The 16,613-nt window shown below is 70.2% G+C and carries 14 protein-coding genes; 10 read left to right on the top strand and 4 right to left on the bottom strand.

Annotation, left to right across the window (positions count from 1 at the left end; translation table 11 throughout):
• Positions 1 to 238 precede the first annotated feature (238 nt).
• The 6 genes from ACSLTV_RS34930 to ACSLTV_RS34955 all read left to right on the top strand — a co-directional run bounded on the left by ACSLTV_RS34930 (position 239) and on the right by ACSLTV_RS34955 (position 5,965).
• A complete protein-coding gene (locus tag ACSLTV_RS34930; RefSeq protein WP_435613605.1) occupies positions 239 to 928 on the top strand; it encodes a hypothetical protein in 690 nt (229 codons plus the stop codon).
• 37 nt (positions 929 to 965) lie between these two features.
• A complete protein-coding gene (locus ACSLTV_RS34935) occupies positions 966 to 3,641 on the top strand; it encodes a Helicase associated domain protein (protein ID WP_435613606.1) in 2,676 nt (891 codons plus the stop codon).
• Between the two features lie 291 nt (positions 3,642 to 3,932).
• Positions 3,933 to 4,778, top strand: a complete 846-nt coding sequence (locus ACSLTV_RS34940; RefSeq protein ID WP_435613607.1) for an RNA polymerase sigma factor — start codon at positions 3,933 to 3,935, stop codon at positions 4,776 to 4,778.
• A gap of 2 nt (positions 4,779 to 4,780) precedes the next feature.
• Entirely contained in the window at positions 4,781 to 4,981 is a 201-nt protein-coding gene (locus ACSLTV_RS34945; RefSeq protein WP_203232971.1) for a hypothetical protein, read from the top strand.
• A gap of 260 nt (positions 4,982 to 5,241) precedes the next feature.
• Entirely contained in the window at positions 5,242 to 5,400 is a 159-nt protein-coding gene (locus tag ACSLTV_RS34950) for a hypothetical protein (protein ID WP_190047202.1), read from the top strand.
• 235 nt (positions 5,401 to 5,635) lie between these two features.
• Positions 5,636 to 5,965 (top strand): deoxyxylulose-5-phosphate synthase, encoded by a 330-nt coding sequence (locus ACSLTV_RS34955; protein ID WP_435613608.1) that lies wholly within the window; start codon positions 5,636 to 5,638, stop codon positions 5,963 to 5,965.
• Between the two features lie 96 nt (positions 5,966 to 6,061).
• Here ACSLTV_RS34955 and tpg read toward each other — a convergent pair whose 3' ends face one another.
• The 4 genes from tpg to ACSLTV_RS34975 all read right to left on the bottom strand — a co-directional run bounded on the left by tpg (position 6,062) and on the right by ACSLTV_RS34975 (position 10,069).
• Complete coding sequence (gene tpg, locus ACSLTV_RS34960; protein WP_069974927.1) at positions 6,062 to 6,619, bottom strand: telomere-protecting terminal protein Tpg; 558 nt, start codon at positions 6,617 to 6,619, stop codon at positions 6,062 to 6,064.
• A gap of 10 nt (positions 6,620 to 6,629) precedes the next feature.
• Complete coding sequence (tap, locus tag ACSLTV_RS34965) at positions 6,630 to 8,849, bottom strand: telomere-associated protein Tap (protein ID WP_435613609.1); 2,220 nt, start codon at positions 8,847 to 8,849, stop codon at positions 6,630 to 6,632.
• A gap of 211 nt (positions 8,850 to 9,060) precedes the next feature.
• Positions 9,061 to 9,678: a hypothetical protein gene (locus tag ACSLTV_RS34970; protein WP_435613610.1), complete on the bottom strand. Its 618-nt coding sequence runs from the start codon at positions 9,676 to 9,678 to the stop codon at positions 9,061 to 9,063.
• Between the two features lie 100 nt (positions 9,679 to 9,778).
• A complete protein-coding gene (locus ACSLTV_RS34975; RefSeq protein ID WP_435613611.1) occupies positions 9,779 to 10,069 on the bottom strand; it encodes a hypothetical protein in 291 nt (96 codons plus the stop codon).
• Between the two features lie 785 nt (positions 10,070 to 10,854).
• Here ACSLTV_RS34975 and ACSLTV_RS34980 point away from each other — a divergent pair.
• The 4 genes from ACSLTV_RS34980 (at position 10,855) to ACSLTV_RS34995 (ending at position 16,383) form a co-directional block, all read left to right on the top strand.
• Positions 10,855 to 12,279 carry a DNA-binding protein gene (locus ACSLTV_RS34980; protein WP_435613612.1) on the top strand — a complete coding sequence of 475 codons (1,425 nt, stop codon included), beginning with the start codon at positions 10,855 to 10,857 and terminating at the stop codon, positions 12,277 to 12,279.
• A 233-nt stretch (positions 12,280 to 12,512) separates the two neighbouring features.
• On the top strand, positions 12,513 to 13,220 hold the full coding sequence (locus ACSLTV_RS34985; RefSeq protein WP_435613613.1) for a TnsA-like heteromeric transposase endonuclease subunit: 708 nt from the start codon (positions 12,513 to 12,515) through the stop codon (positions 13,218 to 13,220).
• Positions 13,217 to 15,334 (top strand): Mu transposase C-terminal domain-containing protein, encoded by a 2,118-nt coding sequence (locus tag ACSLTV_RS34990; protein WP_435613614.1) that lies wholly within the window; start codon positions 13,217 to 13,219, stop codon positions 15,332 to 15,334. Before ACSLTV_RS34985 ends, ACSLTV_RS34990 begins: the two co-directional genes overlap by 4 nt.
• A gap of 77 nt (positions 15,335 to 15,411) precedes the next feature.
• Positions 15,412 to 16,383: a TniB family NTP-binding protein gene (locus ACSLTV_RS34995; RefSeq protein ID WP_435613615.1), complete on the top strand. Its 972-nt coding sequence runs from the start codon at positions 15,412 to 15,414 to the stop codon at positions 16,381 to 16,383.
• The last annotated feature ends 230 nt before the right edge of the window (positions 16,384 to 16,613 follow it).

The following is a 16,613-nucleotide window of genomic DNA, read 5'->3' on the forward strand; positions in this document are numbered from 1 at the left end:
AAGGAAGTTGGGGAGCGCATGGCGCTCCCCCGCCTGACGGTCCTTCCGGCTGCGCCTCCAGAACCTTGGAGCCCGCTGTCGCGGGCCGGGCTGGCTACAAGGGAGTGGGGGTCGCTCGTTCGTGTGGGTTCTAGTGTACCGCGTGCATCAGGTTGATGCAGCATGTACCGTTGGCGGAAACACGAGACACCCCCCAACCAGCCGGGAACTCCCCAGAATTCCGAAGGAACGACCGTAGATGACCGGTCACCACGAATCTACCGGACCCGATCCCGCGCTGAGCAGCGATTCTGTGCGCCGGGTGACGCAGTACCAGACGGCGGGCGTGAACGCCCGGTTGAAGGTGTTCGCGCTCCTGGAGGCACAGGGAGTGCCCGCGAGCGAGGCGGACGACCTGGTGGCCGCACTGGAGGCCGGGGCGGTCGCTGGGGCGCAGTGCCAGGTGGTGGAGCTGGGCGGCATGGCGCCGGCCTCTCGGGGCCCGCTGTTCTCGGACGGCTGGGATGACGGCGTGACGGCCGTGAGCGAGGCCCTGGTGGGCATCGCGGACCGGGAGTGGCCCCGGCGCGGCGGCCGGTCGTCCGGTGCCGCTGAACTGGCCGTACACATCGCGGACGTGAGGCAGCGTGAGCGGGCCGACCTGGTGCGGCTGGAGAGGTTCGTCCGGGAGGCCGTGCTGCCGGGCACCCATCCGCACACGACGGCGCGGCGCCAGGTGCTGGAGGCGCTGGGTGAGGCCGGCGGTCTGTGCACGGCCCGGACGCGGAACGCGGACGGGGGTGTCGTGGTCTGCACGCGTGAGGCCGGGCACTACGACCCGGACGACAAGCCGCCGTTCAAGGACGGAAAGCCGGGCGGCTGGCACAAGGCGGATGCGTCGATCTGGAACAACTTGGGCGCGGCCTGCATTCCGCACGCGGCCCTCTGAAAGACCACAGGAATTGACCGCTCGGGGAGGTAAGTAAATGTCGGCGATTCAGCTCAAGGAACACCAGGTCGATCAGCGCTCCGCGTTTCGCAGGTGGGTGGGATTCCCTTCAAGGTCATCTGTGCCCCCGCAGGGTGCCCGGGGCACGATCGTGTCAGCGACCGGCTCGGGCAAGACGATCACGGCCGCCGCGTGCGCGCTGGAGAGCTTCGCGGACGGCCGGATCCTCGTGACCGTGCCCACCCTGGACCTGCTCGCGCAGACCGCCCAGGCGTGGCGGGCGGTGGGGCACCGAGCCCCGATGGTCGCGGTGTGCTCGCTGGAGAACGACCCGGTGCTCAAGGAGCTGGGCGTGCGGACCACCACCAACCCGATCCAACTGGCCCTGTGGGCCGGGCATGGGCCGGTCGTCGTGTTCGCCACGTACGCCTCTCTCGTGGACCGCGAGGACATCGACGCACCCGAGGGCCAGCGGAAGGTTCGCGGGCCGCTGGAGGCCGCTCTGGCGGGCGGAGACCGGCTCTACGGCCAGCGCATGGACGGCTTCGACCTCGCGATCGTGGATGAGGCGCACGGCACCGCTGGTGATCTTGGTCGTCCGTGGGCGGCGATCCACGACAACCAGCGGATCCCGGCGGACTTCCGGCTCTACCTGACCGCGACCCCGCGCATCCTCGCCGCGGCCCGCCCGCAGAAGGGCGCGGACGGCCAGGAGCTGGAGATCGCGACCATGGCCGACGACCCGAACGGGACCTACGGCGCGTGGCTCGCCGAGCTCGGGCTCTCGGAGGCGATCGAGCGGGAGATCCTCGCCGGGTTCGAGATCGACGTCCTGGAGATCCGCGACCCCTCCCCCGTCCTCGGGGAGTCCGAGGAAGCACGGCGCGGCCGACGCCTGGCGCTGTTGCAGACCGCGCTCCTGGAGCACGCGGCGAAGTGGAACCTCAAGACCGTCATGACGTTCCACCAGAAGGTGGAGGAGGCCGCGGCGTTCGCGGAGAAGCTGCCTCAGACCGCTGCCGAGCTGTACGTCAACGACGCCACCGACGACGACCTGGCCGCCGCCGACAAGCTGCCGAAGTCCTCCATCGACGCGGAGTTCTACGAGCTCGAGGCCGGCCGCCACGTACCGCCGGACCGGGTGTGGTCGGCGTGGCTGTGCGGCGACCACCTCGTGACCGAGCGGCGCGAGGTCATCAGGCAGTTCGCCAACGGCATCGACGCCGCCGGGCGCCGGGTGCACCGCGCCTTCCTCGCCAGCGTTCGCGTGCTCGGGGAAGGCGTGGACATCACCGGCGAGCGGGGAGTCGAGGCCGTCTGCTTCGCGGACACCCGCGGCTCCCAGGTGGAGATCGTGCAGAACATCGGTCGCGCGCTGAGGCTCAACAAGGACGGCAGCACGAAGGTGGCCAGGATCATCGTGCCGGTGTTCCTGGAGCCCGGCGAGGACCCCACCGACATGGTCGCCAGCGCCTCGTTCCGCCCCCTTGTAGCCGTTTTGCAAGGCCTGCGCTCGCATGATGAGCGCCTGGTCGAGCAGCTCGCCTCCCGCGCCCTCACCAGCGGCAAGCGCAAGGTCCACCTTCAGCGCGATGAGGACGGGCGGATCGTCGGGGCCGGCGCAGAGGGCGAGGGCGAGGACCAGGAGCAGGACGACACCGACGCCGCTGCCGAGTCGGCCCTGCTTCACTTCTCCAGCCCGCGCGACGCGGCGACCATCGCGGCTTTCCTGCGCACCCGGGTCTACCGCCCGGAGTCCCTGGTGTGGCTGGAGGGCTACCAGGCCCTGATCCGCTGGCGCGCGGAGAACGAGATCACCGGCGTCTACGCCGTGCCCTACGACGTCGAGGTCGAAGTCGGGGCGACGAAGGCGTTTCCGCTTGGCCGATGGGTGCACCAGCAGCGCAAGGCACTGCGGGCAGGGGAGCTGGAGGACCGGCGCAAGGTCCTCCTGGACGCGCCGGAGGCCGGGATGGTCTGGGAGCCGGGCGAGGAAGCGTGGGAGTCCAAGCTCGCCGCGCTCCGGTCGTACCGGCGGGCGACCGGGCACCTCGCGCCGCGTCAGGACGCGCTGTGGGGCGAGGGCGAGGCGATGGTGCCCGTCGGGCAGCACATGGCCAACCTCCGGCGGAAGGGCGCGAAGAACGGCCTGGGCAAGGACCCGGAGCGGGCCGCCGTACGCGCCACGCAGCTCACGGAGATCGACCAGGACTGGGACTGCCCGTGGCCACTGGACTGGCAACGCCACTACCGCGTCCTCACCGACCTCGTCGACGCCGACGGCCACCTGCCCGACATCGCACCCGGCGTGCTCATGGACGGCGACGACATCGGACGATGGCTCCAGCAACAGAAGCAGCCGACCACCTGGGCGCGGCTCCTGCCCGAGCAGCAGGAGCGACTGTCCCAGCTGGGCGTCACGCCCGTGGAGGCGCCGTCTCCCGCCCCGGCCACCAAGGGTGCGACGAAGGGGCAGGGCAAGGCGCAGCAGGCATTCCAGCGGGGCCTGGCGGCCCTCGCGCAATGGGTGGAGCGGGAAGGCGCCCACCGGCCGGTGCCAAGGGGCCACAGCGAAGAGATCACGATCGACGGCGAGACGGAGCCGGTGAGCGTCAAGCTGGGCGTATGGATCTCGAACACCAAGTCGAGGCGGGACAAGCTCACCCAGGACCAGCTGAACGCGCTACGGGAGCTCGGCATGCAGTGGGTGTGAACACGCCGGCTGATCGTCAAAGCACGGTCCTGATCCCTGGTACAGGGTGAGGGCCTGCGCTCGTCCAGTCAATGCCGGGTGCAAGATTTCGACTGCGGGTCCGTGGAGCATTTGCGGACCCGCAGATTGCTTTTGAGCCTCGCGGAAAAAATATTTCAGCTGGCGTGTCACGTTCGCCAACTTCCCCTGCACATAAGCCCGTACAACAAGCGATCTGCTCCGCAGCTCACTCGCGCGACTTAAAGAAGTCGTCGGGGATCGGGGGCAGACCACGACGAGGGGGCTTATGCCATGAGTGTGGATGCAGAGATCGTCGAGACCATCGACGCGGTGCTGGGCGGGGAAGGTACGGCGCGAATCGAGCAGGACGCCGCGCGAATCGAGGAGCTGGCCTGCGGTGGGTTCGAGGGGCTGGCCTACGAGGTGTTCGAGATCGAGCTGTACCGGGAGGCCGAGCCGATCCTGCTCGGCATGCTCCGCAAGGGCACGCTGGCCCGGCTCGCCCTGAAGCAGTGCAAGAGCCGCGGCTGGAAGTTCTTCGTCCACGAGGACGACATGCTGCTGCTGCGTAGCAGCAGTGCGGAGCGGGACGTCATCATGGTCGACGTGCTCGCCGAGGCGATGCGCAAGTTCCGCCGCGACCTGCAGAGCGGGCGGGGCTGGACGGCGGACTACAACGGACCGCGCGGCGCCTGCAGCCTGATGTCGTACTTCATCGGCCAGTGCGTGTGGGTCTTCCGGCGCGCGTATGTGAGGTGGGCCAGGCAGCGGGTCAGCTGGGCGCGGCTGCACGCCGTGTACGACCTCACGGAGGATGCCGCGAACGATGCCGGTATCGGCGGGCTGCTGCGGGCCACCAGCTACGAGATCGAGTCGGAAGTGTTCAGCACGGACTTCGAGGACATCCTCGAGGAGCAGGCGCCGGAGACGCAGGCGGTCGTGCGCCTGACGGTCATGGGTTTCCCGGACTCCGAGATTGCCGAGCGGCTGAAGCTCACCAGCGCCACCGTCCGCAAGCGGAGGTCGCGATTCAGGACGGCCCTGTACCAGGCGGCCCGCGAGCGCCGGATCTGGATCCCGGAGGAGCTGCACACGAAGGCCGTCTCCCGCGGGCACCAGCAGCGGGGTGCGGTGTGAGCGTGCAGAACCTCCTGATCCTTCTTCTGGCTCTGGTCGCCCTCGCGGCCGTCTCCGCCGTCGCAGGTCTGATCGGCTACAGCGTCTCCCGCGAGGGGGGCTCGTCGGTCTCCACGGCCATCGGTCGCGGCGGCTTCGTGTTCTTCAGCGTCATGACGCTGTTCATCGCGCTGCTGGCCGTGCTGGTCCCGGCCGTGACGTGAGGCAGGGGTACATCGGGCCGACCGGACCCCCGGCCGGCCCGGGGCCCCACCACACAGTCCGACCGGCGCGTCCATTGTGACTGAGCGCTTCAGTTGGCCGGTTGAGCACAACGTCCGATCAGTGGCGACGCCTCGCGGCTGTCCGAAGTGCAGCTGCCCGCACACCGATGACCTTGCACCGCCCAGGTGATTGTCGATGGAACTGGTGACCTGTGGTTTGCTGCCACGGATCGTGACCGCCTGACATGAGGAGAGCGGACGTGGACGACGAGGAGAAGATCGCGCGAGGAGTGGCCCGGGGCATCGCCCGGCACGAAGCCGCGCGATCGGAAGCCCAGGCTCGGCAGTTCCTCGGCTGCCTACTGCTGTTCGCGGTTTTCGGTGTTGGCTTCATCCTGCTCGTCACCTACGGAAGCTGAGGGGGACACCAGTTGCTTGCGCCCTGGCGTCCGGGCTGACACCTCAGGGCCAGCCCGGACGCTCAATCGGCCAAGTCGGCTGCTCACTGGCCAACTGAAGTGCTCAGCCACATCCATGTGTGACTGAGCACTTCAGTTGGCCAGTTGAGCGGGACGGACTCATCCATCCCAGCCGAGGTCTCCAGCGCACGAAATACTGCTGGCCAGCTCCCTGAGCGATCTTTAAGCTGAGCAGGTGGCCAATGGGAAAACCTCGTACGTCTGCCTCTCCTGCCGGGTCTCGTACAAGCAGCCCCACGACAGGGCGAGGCAGCGGATCTGTCCGCGCTGTGCGAAGCCGATGATCCACGCAGGATCAGCCTTCGCGGCGCCCCGGCGGCGAGACGTCGCGGCATGGCGGGCCCTCACCGTGCTGCTGAACGCAGGCGTGGGCTTCCACAAGAGCTGCTGCGGCGGACCCGGATACCGGCCCCGAACGCTGCGCGACGTGCGCGAACGGATGACATACGCGCGGCGCAGCGGTACGCCGGTTGCCAAGGCGCTCGTACGGCGTGATGTGTCATGACGTCTACTGAACGCTCAGCCGGCCAACTCGAGCACTCACTGGCCAACTGAAGTGCTCAGTCACACCATGTGGTCGACGGAGCTCGCTGCTCGGGGGCTACAGCTCGAAGTCGAGGTGTTCGATATCGGTGAAGCGGACCTCTTCCAGGCTGCCAGCACGGCGGCCACCGTCCTGGAAGTACACCTCCTTGAGCGCTTCGGCGGCGATCTCCCGCAACTGCTGGTCGCTGGCGCCCCGCTCTTGGGCGTCGAAGAGGCGGGCGGCGTAGCGGGGCGGCAGGGCGACCGTCAGGTGCCGGATGCGGTCCTGGTCCGTCGACCCGATCGGCGCGGTGTAACCGAGGCGGGCGCGGGTGTCGATGACGATTCCGCCAATGGTCGCCGCCTTCTCGCGGGCCTTCGCCCGGATCTGCGGCTGCCAGCGGGCCCTCACCTCGCGCTCCAGCCGGGCGGCGAGGTCTGGGCGCGGTTTCTTGATCTGGTCCTTCACGTACCGCTCTACGGTGCGCTGGGAGATCCGGAGCATCTGGGCAACCGCCTTGGTGCCCTTGAGCTGCTTGACCAGGTACCGCATCTGCGCGGGCGCGCTCTTGGGCACCGGGCGGGTGAACGCCCTCTGCACCGCGGCGTCCAGGCCGTCCCCGAACATGCTCATCGCGCTCCGCCTACTCTCCGGTGTCCTGGTCGGTGACGGTGCCGTCCTTGATGTACCGGGCGAGGTTGAGCTCCGGGGCGTTGAACCGCTCGCGCACCCCCTCGCCCCACAGCACGCTCTGGGTGCCTTCCCACTTCACCAGGCCCGGGTTCACTCCGAGTTTGAAGCCGCCGGGCAGCGGCTTGCCGTCCCGGTAGGGCAGGAAGTCCAGCGGCGACGGCCCGTCGGACGCGTAGACGGCACAGTCCGAGAGGACGGCCACCGGATACTGACCGGTGAAGGCAGCGTGCTTGACGATCTTGCGGTGCATGTTGATCCGGGTCCGGGAGATGACGGCGGCGCGGATGTCCGGGCGCCAGGTGGGCCGGGCAAGGGCCCGCCACGGCTGCCCGGGCTTCCAGCCCTCCCCGCGCGGGCGCTCGCGCAGCTTGCCGATGCCGCCCTTCACGGTCGCCTTGATCGCGGACACCACGATCGCCAGCTGGGGGTCACGGTGCCGGTAGCCGTCCATGGCCGCGAGGAAGTCGGCCGGCGGCATGTCCGCGTGCACGCCAAGGTCGGCCATCGTGGCGAGGTAGGCATCGCGCAGCCGCTGGTACCAGGCGTCCAGGTAACGGCCGTTGTCGTAGCGCACCCACGCCTCGATCGGCGCGACGTCGTAGCCGAGCTCCACCGCGTACGCCACGGTCGGCGTGGCGTACCAGGCCGGACCCGTCGGGCGCTCGCCCTTCGGTGTGAACGGACTGGGCAGCAGCTCGCCGTCCAGGTCCGTCCACTGCTTGGCGAGCTTCACACGGGACAGGTCGACGTGGCTCAGGTCGACCAGCCAGGAGCCGGGCAGTTTCGGATCGAAGACGGGGTTCTTGACGTGCGTCGGCGCACCCAGGCCGACCGTGAGGCCGTTCGCCCCGGCGGCGAAGGCCATGTTCACGTCGATGCCCACAAGGTGGAGGCGAAGGCATTCGGCGTCGGTGAGCGGGCGTGCCCAGTCGTACGCCTCCTCCACCAGGACCTCGGCCGGGGTGCGGTGGTGGAAGCGCGGCAGGTCCGCCAGGACCGGGTGCCCGTCGGGTGCCTCGCACGGCGCGCAGTCCACCGGATCCTTACCCAGCGAGTTGGGGTTGTGCTCGGAGTGCCGCTTGCCCGTCGCGTCCGGTTCGGAGGCGCGGGTCGGCGGGTGCAGGGCGGTCATCAGCTCCAGACCGGTCACGGCGGTGGATCCGCGCGGCGTCATCACGCGGGCCGCATACGTGCTCAGCAGCCGGGCCAGGTCCGCCGGCGGCAACTGCCCGGCGTCGGCCCAGTGCCGGGTGTCGAGCGCGTCCCACGACGGGATGCACAACTGCACGCAGGAGCGCTCCGCGCCCTGCGCGGGGCGGTAGATCCTCGCCCACGGCCCGAAGCCGCGCTTGGTCAGCTGCCAGTGGGCACGCGTCAGCTGCTTGATGACCTTGTGGCCCTCCGGCAGCCGCCCGGCCAGGCGCTCCTGTTGGGTGAGCGTGACGGGCAGGCCGTAGTACTCGCACGCCGCCTCGGTCAGCACGATCAGCGGGTCGGCATCCTTGCCCGGCCCGGACAACTTCGGCTGGCCGAGCTTCGCCTCGCGCAGCGTCCACTCCACCAGGGCCGGGATCGACTTCGCCGGTACGTCCAGGACCAGGCCGCCGACGCAGTACGCGTACGCCTGACCGTCCTCGACGTCGACGACCGCGAGCGGCCCGTTCTCGAAACGCGGATCGGCACCGCCCACCGGGGTGCTGGCGGGGGCGGCCTTCTTCGCGGCCGGGCGCCGCGAAGAAGGCCCTGACGTGACCGCCGGGCGCGGTACAGCGGCAGGGGCAGCGGGGCGAAGTGCAGTGTTCGCGGGCTCCGTAGCCGGGCCTGTGGGTGCGGTGCAGGCTTGGACCGGTTCAACTGCCGATGGCGCAGGAGCGGCTGGAACGGCAGGCGTCTCGGGGATCGCCGTCTCCTCAGGGGGCACCGGCGCGCCTGCGGGGTAGAGCTGGGCTAGTTGCTTGAGCATGCGGGCGTATGCGTCGCGCTCCGGTGGCCGCGGCTCGGTCTTGCCGGCCTCCCAGCCGCTGACCGTCGCGCGCCGCACCTGCAGTGCGGCGGCCACCTCGTCCAGCGTCAGCCCGTGCGCCTGGCGCAGCCGCTTGCGTTCCGCCGGGGGCGGCAACGGGGAGCGGGACGCGACCAGGGCGTCGACCGCGTCGAACAGCTCGGACATGCAGCACCTCCAGTCCCGACCCTAGCGTGAAGCGCACGTTTCGCGTACCAAACGCGTACGGATCCCGTAAACGGCGGTTGGTGGCACAGTTGCCCCCTGGGAAGGGGCGCCCTCGGGCTTCGGCAGTACCGGCCCGGGTCTGCAGCACGCGAGATCGGATTGCCCCAGACCCTCCGTCTTCCCTCCGGCCTCGCTGCCTCTTCGGGGGCCTCTATGCGGCCCGTCTGTCCTGGGAGGGCGGTGGTGGGGCCTGTGCGGCCGATTCGGTCTGAGCCTGCCAGACCATCTGCTCGTGGGCCCGGACCCAGCTGTCCAGGCTCCTCGAGCGTGACGGGACGTCCCGCAGAATGCGGACCGCCGAGGCAAGCCACGGCTGAAGTTCCGCTGCCCTGACGACGTAGCAGGCCTTCAGGAAAGCAATGGCCTGCTGCGGGTCGACCGGCAGCGCGTCGCCCTCGATGATGCGACGCGCGGTGGGCCGGGGCAGGATGCCGGGCCCGGACATGCGCTCCATCTCGCCGGGCGTTGGGTAGCCGGCCCACACATGCTGGTGTCGCAGTGCGCGCACGAGGTCTGCCAGACTGGACAGCAGCGTGGGATCGGGTGCCTGGCGGACGTAGAAGGGAGCCCGCGTGGCCCGTCGGGCTCTGATCCAGAGCTGGCGGGCACGGTCCATGAAGAACTCGGGGTGGAAGTCGCCCTCGCCGGCGGTCGCAAGAATGAACTCCTGGACAGTCTCCCAGGACGGCACGACCGCACCGGAAGCAGCGCGCTCGAATGTCGCAGCCGACACCACTGCGCTTCGTGCGGCCATCTGCTTGTAGGTCATCTGGGCGTTGTGCCGGCGTGCGCGCAAGAAGCCGGCGAGTTTCGCATTCTCCGGCACAGTGCGGTCGACGGGGTTCTCACGGCGTCCCATGGTCTTCGCCTCAGTTCCCGGCGCTGAAGTAGGCGCGCACGAGACGGCTGAGACGGCCCGCGCCGCGGCCCGGCACGACGGCCAGGGCGACGATCGCAGCGCCGATGCCGCCCGCTCCCGCAAGCAACTGCAGGACGTCCTGGACGGTGTGCGGGCGAGGAGCGAGGAAGGCCGCAGTGACGACGAACGCGATGATCACGCACGCGTGCGGCATCCCGAACCGACCGCAGCTCACGACGTGGTCGGACGACACCGACGCGACGGCCGCGGAATTCGGCGCGGCAGAGGGCTTGCTGCCCATCAACATTCTCCTGACTACCGTCCGGCGACCTGCCGATCGCCGGACGGTGCTATCTGGCTCCAACCTGTGGCCCAGGCGTGCGTCAAGCGGGAGTTGGCGCTCCCAGCGCACGAACGGGCTGCTACTGCGGCACAGTTTCCCAGCCCCTACGACACTCCTGGGAGGCCGTCAAGCAATTGCCTCACCAGCGCGCCAATGTGCACTTCTTCATGAAGGGAGTGCCGTCCACGACGATGTCGGGCCTGCCGAAGCGGCCCGGGATGGCCCGGACAGATAAAAACGTGCAGGTCACAGCGTTGCGTGCCGTCCTACCACGGCTGGCTGACAGTCGTGAGTACACCGAAAAGCCAGTAAAGACGCAGGTCAGGGCAGGTGGGGTTGTGGTCTGGGACCGTGCAACAGGTACGTTTCAGTCAGCCCCTTCACCCGATTGAAGGAAACCTACGGCAGAGCATTGACCTGCATTGATTCAGTTTTGTGCCTTCTGGCTTCGATAGTCTCCCTGCCTAGGGAGGCAGACTTCTCATCACAGGCAGCCGTACGGCCTGCCTGCCCTGATTGCTACTGGCTCCAACCACCGCAGCAGGGAGGGCCGGTGTTGGCGCACCAGCCCCGGGTGAAGCCGATCCCCACGCCACGTCGGCTGGGGCATCGGCTTCACCCGTATCCGCGTCAGCCACCACGCGGTCTCCGGCACACACCCTGGCTCCGCGCCCGCCCAGACCGGCGCTGTGGCCGCAGACAGCCGGATCCGCCAGGAGCAGAGAGTGGGGAATACAGCCGACATGGCTGACGCCGACGGGATGGTCCAGGGCGGCAGTCTCCCTCCTGGGATCTTCCGTGTAGCACCCTTCGCCGGGGAGACGACGGCGTCGCTGATCTGCCGCACCGCGAGCCGCTATGGGATGGAAGCGAAGGCGTTGCGGTCGTGCTGGCAGTGGCGCAACTACCCGCCGGGGCACGACGGCGGGGGCGCGCGGGCCGACGCCGAGGTGCTGCTGAACGCAGCCGGACGGCAGCTCCTGGCAGGCCTGTGCGGCGTCGAGGAAGACGTCCTGGCCCGGGCGTTGCCGTCCTGGGGACAGGAGGACTCCAAGCTGTCGGCCGGAAAGAACGGGGTGCCGGCGGCGGCGTGGCGGACCGGCGGCGCGGTCGCCGGGCCGGTCGCCTTCGGCTGCCGCCTGTGCGCGGCCCGGCGCACGGGAACGGCCGTGCGGGTGGTGCGGTACGCGCCGCGGTGGGAGCGGGCGTGTGTTCGGCATGGGCGGTGGCTGCTGGACGCGGACGCCAACCAGCCACTGGAGCACCTCGACCTGCGTGGCCTGCCGGAGGTAGTGGCGGCGCAGCGGCGGTGGGCCGGGGTGGCGCGGCGGGCGGCGCGGGCCGGGGCCGAGCCGGAGCGGGTGTTCGCCCTGGCGCACGCGGTGGTGGCCCGATGGTGGGAGCAGGCCCTGCACTGGGAACAGGAAACGATCTGGCCGCGGCGCCTGCACCAGGTCGCGGGCGGAAACGCCGGGGATGATCTAGAGCGGTGGCGGATCGTGGGGCGGGACGCGGTCGTCTTCCCCGAGGTGGTGACCGTCGCCGACGCTCTGCTGGACCCGGCCATGGCCCAGCTGGCGTGGGCAGACAGCGGCGCTGGACAGCCGCGGGCGCTGCCCGCCGACGGGATGTTCTGCCGCCGGCTCGGTGAGCGGGTCGGCCGGCCGTGGCTGGGGCCGCTGGCGGCTACCGACTACGGCGGCCCGCTGACCTCCTGGATGGGCAGCGTCATCCGCCTGCGCCGCGGCGCGGGCGGACCCCCCGGATACGACAACGATCCCTGGTGGCTGCGCCAGGAGCACCAGAGCACGACCATGGCCGGGCAGCTGAGGGTGCTGGGCAAGGAGAAGAAGGCGCCCGGATCGGGCAGGATGTGGCGGGCTGCGGTGCCCGCCGAGCAGCGGGCGCTGATCACCCGGGCGATCGAGAGCGCCGAGGAACAGCTGCTCCAGCTGCGCGGAGCGCAGACTGGGCCCACCGCCGACGTCGCCCGGCAGCTTCTGCGCAGCCTCCGCCATAGCGCCGGTCTGATCGAGAACGCCTGGAAGCGGACCGCCCTGGCCGCGGTGAACGCCGGGATGCCCCTGGAAGAGGTCGCCCAGTGGGCGGACATGTCTCCCGATGCCTTGATGAACATGCTGACGGCCGGCCAGGAAGACGACGGCTGAAGACCCGCTTCGGGAAGCGCGGAGCAGCCGCCAGAAGGGGGCTCGTCAACCGTTAGCGCACGCGGTACCCGTTCGTGGCAGGAATCCCCAAAACCAGGTCGCTGCAGGCGGATACGGCTTGGCTGAAGCAGGTGATCAACGCAGATACGGCCGGGCCAGGAAGCCGGGCAGGGCGGGTGGCGGCCGGTCGCCCTACCGGGTTCGAGGCGGTCTTTCTCGACCCCGTCGGACAGGTGGTCCAGCAGCGGTGGGCGGACGCCGCCCTCGCCGTGGCATTCGAGGACCTGGCACCGGTGTCCGCGTTCCCGGTGATCCCGGGGCGGCGGTGGGGACCGGGCCTGTGGTGGTCGGCCACCACCGGACGGCACGTGGCCGCCGGTTCGAACGCGATGCGCACCCAGCTGATGAAGCTGGACCGCGACCCGAACGTGACCGCCCTGGCGGGGCGGCCGGTACGGCTACTGTGGCACACCCCCCGCGGGCAGGACCGTTCCTGGGTGCCGCAGATCTTCGCCCGCTACGCCGACGGCACCGCCCTGCTCGCCGACTGCCCCAGCCACCCTGACGCCGGCGGCGAACGCGCGATGAAGGCCGCCGAAGCCGTGACGGAAGCGTGCGCGCAGATCGGCTGGACCTACCGGCGTCTCCCACCGCTCGACGACGTCCTGGCCGCCAACCTGAAATGGCTGGCCGGCTACCGCCACCCCCGCAACGCCGGCCGCCCCGGGCTGACGGCGGCAGTCCTCGATGCGTTCGCGCGGCCGCGGCCGCTGCTGGAAGGCGCCGAAGCGGCTGGCGACCCGATCGAGGTCCTGCCCGCCGTCTTTAACGCCCTGTGGCACAGACAGCTGACGACCAACCTGGAAACACCACTGCACGAACGCATCCTCGTCGGCCCGCCGGACTGCAGCGGCCCCGGAACGACGGGAGGTGCCGGATGAGCGCGCGGCGCAATGCCCGGCCAGCCGTGAAGGTCGGAGCTCACGTCCGGTTCCGCGGGGTGAAGTGGCAGGTGGTCGCCCTGGCCGGGCACGACATCCACCTCCTCGGCCCGGACGGCGGCGGCCAGGTGGTGCTCACCGGGCACCTGTTCGCAGACCCCGGCTTCACCGTCATCGGGGCCGGCGTACCCCAAGCGGCCCCGCAGTGGGGGCTGTTCGAGACCGCCCCCGCCGCGGCGCGCGAGAAGGCACTGGCCTGGCAGCGGCACGTGCGGGAAGTCGAGTGCGGGCTTGCCGGCGGGCCCGGTAGCGAAGGAACCGTGCGGCCGCAGTACGACCCCGAGCGGCACACGCTGGCCGAGCGCGAGCAGGCCAAGGCCGAGGAACTGACCGCGCTCGGATTCGGCCGGGTGTCGCGCACGACGGTGCAGCGCATGCGGCTCGCCTACCGCAAACAAGGTTTGTGGGGGCTCCTCGACCACCGCAGCACGCGCGCTCCCAGTCCCACTGGGCGGGCCGACGAACGAATCGTCGCCGCGGTCCGCGAAGCGCTGCGCCGCCGGCGCGGCCGCTCCAAAGGCACCATCAACGGCCTGTTTCCGCTGATCAACCAGATCCTTGAAGACCGGCACGGGCCCGGTACGGTGCCCGCGCCGTCCCAGGCCACGCTGTACCGGCTCGTCACCGCCCTCGCCCGCCCCGGCGAACTGCCCACCGGACCTGTCCGGCCCATTCCCGCCAGCTTCGACGGGCGGGCCTTCACCCCCACCACGGCCCTGCGGCCCGGCGAGCAGGTCCAGGTCGACACCACCCGTCTGGACGTCCTCGCCCTCTTCGACGACGGCACCCTCGTCCGCCCCGAACTCACCATCGCCATCGACGTCGCCACCCGTGCCATCCTCGCCGCCGTCCTGTGCCCCAGCGCGACCAAAGCCGTCGACGCGGCCCTGCTGCTGGCGGAGATGGCCGTCCCGCACCCCGCCCGCCCCACCTGGCCGAGCATCCTGCGCATGGACCACGCCCCCGCGCTCCCCCACCAGCAGCTGACCACGCTGGACGAGCGCCTGGCCGGGGCGGCGGCCCGGCCCGTTGTCCTGCCCGAGACGATCATCGTCGACCGGGGCAAAGTTTTCGTCTCCCGGGCCTTCACGGCCGCCTGCGAGAGTCTCGGCATCAGCGTCCAGCCCGCCCCGCCGTTCGCTCCCACCGCCAAAGGCATCGTCGAGCGTGCCTTCGGCACCATCAACCACTTGTACTGCCAGCACATGCCCGGCTACACCGGATCCGACGTCACCCGCCGCGGCCCCGACACCGAGAAAGATGCCTGCTACAGCGTCCCCCAGCTGCAGGACCTCCTCGACGAATGGCTCGTGCACTACCACCACCGCCCACACGAAGGCCTGCGCCACCCACTGATGCCCCGCAAAGCCCTCACCCCGAACCAGATGTGGGCCGCGCTCGTCGCCGTCGCAGGACACGTGCCCGTCCCACTGACCGGCCACGACTACCTCGAACTGCTGCCCGTGCGCTGGCAGGCCATCACCGCCTCAGGCATCCGCATCCACCACCGCACCTACGACGCGGACCTCCTCGCCCCCTACCGCGGCCAGCCCTCCCCCATCACGGCACGCAGCGGGAAATGGGAAATCCACCACAACCCGCACGACGTCCGCCAGATCTGGGTCCGCCTGCCCGACGGCGAGCTGACTGAGATCCCGTGGATCCACCGCGACCACGTCCACCAGCCGTTCGACGACCGCACCTGGCAGCACATCAGAACACTCGCCCTGCACGGCAACAGCGGCGACGCCGAGCAATACGAAGCCGACCTCACCGACGCCCTCGACCAGCTCATGCGCCGCGTCCACAGCGGCCACGCCACCAAAACCGAACAGGCCCTCCTGGCCCGCACCACCCACGTCCCCCTCCCCACAGCCCGCGACCCGCAGCACGACAGCGCACCGGGCGCCGACAACCCGACCGAGTGGGACGAAGACGACAGCATCGACGACCTCGACGACCACCCCGACACCGAAGACGACGGAACAGATCTCCCCGCCCCCTACACGGGATTCGGGCTCTACGACGCATACGAGGAAGCCGACAAGTGGTGAACCCCCGCCCCCAGAGCACCGCACCGGCCAGCACCACCGCCGACGGGGGCGGCGGCACGGCCGAGCCGTCCTGGCCCCTGACCACCTGGCAGGGCTGGCACCGCTTCGCCACCACCGCCCCACCCGTCCCGCCCCGCCCCGGCGCCCCGCCCCGCAACACCGAGGAACGCCTCGCCTACCACTCCGCGTTCGTCACCATCCGCACCCCCGCCATCAGCACCCTCGCCACCCAGGTCCGCACCCTGATGATCCTGGGCCGCCACCAGCAGACCACCGCACGGCCCTCACTGATCGTCACCGGACCCGCCGCAGCCGGCAAAACCACCGCCCTCCTCCACGTCGGCCGCGCCTGCCACCTCGCCCACACCCGCAAAAACCCCACCCCGCCCGGCACGGCGCACCCCGCCGTGCCCGTGGCGTACGTCCTCGTCCCACCCGGCGCCACCGCGAAAACCCTCACAGCCGAATTCGCCCGCTACCTCGGCATCCCCACCACCACCCGCATGACCCAGACCCAGATCACCGACGCCGTCTGCCACACCTACACCGCCGCCGGCATCCAACTCGTCCTCATCGACGAAATCCACCGCCTCAACCCCCGCACCACCACCGGTAGCCAGGCCGCCGACCTCCTCAAAGACCTCACCGAACGCCTCCCCGCCACGTTCGTCTACGCCGGCATCAACCTCCCCGACACCCCCCTCTTCAGCGGAACCCGGGGTGCCCAGCTCGCAGGACGCGCCACCCTCATCGCCTGCGGCCCCCTCCCCGCCCGCCACGGAACACGCGAACCCTTCCGCGACGTCATCACCGACATCGAAAACGCCCTCGACCTCACCCACCACAAAAACGGCACCCTCCCCCGCCACGCCCCCTACCTACACCAGCGCACCGCCGGCCGCATCGGAAGCCTCACCCGACTCATCCGCCAAGCCGCCATCACCGCCATCTGCGACGGCACCGAACGCATCACCAAGCAATCACTCGAAGCCATCCGCCTCGACCACCTCGCCGAAACCCACCACCGCCCCCGCACCCGAGGCCGCTAACCCCACCACCCGCCAGCACCAAACAGCCCTGACCAGCCCAAACGCCAACCGAGCCTTTTCACGCTAGAGACACCTACAACGAGCTCAACCGCCCTCCACACAGAACACATACCCCCAGCTCACGCACCCCGGCCTCCCCACCGCAGCCACCCACCCCGCCTCTCAGCGAACCAGCAACACATCAGGCCAGCCGCCACCCCGTACACCAACAAGCCCCCCTCCGAGCGTCA

This window comes from Streptomyces sp. bgisy159 (assembly GCF_965341775.1).
In the GTDB taxonomy this organism is placed as follows: domain Bacteria; phylum Actinomycetota; class Actinomycetes; order Streptomycetales; family Streptomycetaceae; genus Streptomyces.

What these genes read in the sequence shown, in the direction of transcription:
- ACSLTV_RS34930 (WP_435613605.1), top strand. Translation starts at nt 239, where the DNA reads ATGACCGGTCACCACGAATCTACCGGACCCGATCCCGCGCTGAGCAGC.
- ACSLTV_RS34935 (WP_435613606.1), top strand. Translation starts at nt 966, where the DNA reads ATGTCGGCGATTCAGCTCAAGGAACACCAGGTCGATCAGCGCTCCGCG.
- ACSLTV_RS34940 (WP_435613607.1), top strand. Translation starts at nt 3,933, where the DNA reads ATGAGTGTGGATGCAGAGATCGTCGAGACCATCGACGCGGTGCTGGGC.
- tpg (WP_069974927.1), bottom strand. Translation starts at nt 6,619, where the DNA reads ATGAGCATGTTCGGGGACGGCCTGGACGCCGCGGTGCAGAGGGCGTTC.
- tap (WP_435613609.1), bottom strand. Translation starts at nt 8,849, where the DNA reads ATGTCCGAGCTGTTCGACGCGGTCGACGCCCTGGTCGCGTCCCGCTCC.
- ACSLTV_RS34970 (WP_435613610.1), bottom strand. Translation starts at nt 9,678, where the DNA reads ATGACCTACAAGCAGATGGCCGCACGAAGCGCAGTGGTGTCGGCTGCG.
- ACSLTV_RS34975 (WP_435613611.1), bottom strand. Translation starts at nt 10,069, where the DNA reads ATGGGCAGCAAGCCCTCTGCCGCGCCGAATTCCGCGGCCGTCGCGTCG.
- ACSLTV_RS34980 (WP_435613612.1), top strand. Translation starts at nt 10,855, where the DNA reads ATGGCTGACGCCGACGGGATGGTCCAGGGCGGCAGTCTCCCTCCTGGG.
- ACSLTV_RS34990 (WP_435613614.1), top strand. Translation starts at nt 13,217, where the DNA reads ATGAGCGCGCGGCGCAATGCCCGGCCAGCCGTGAAGGTCGGAGCTCAC.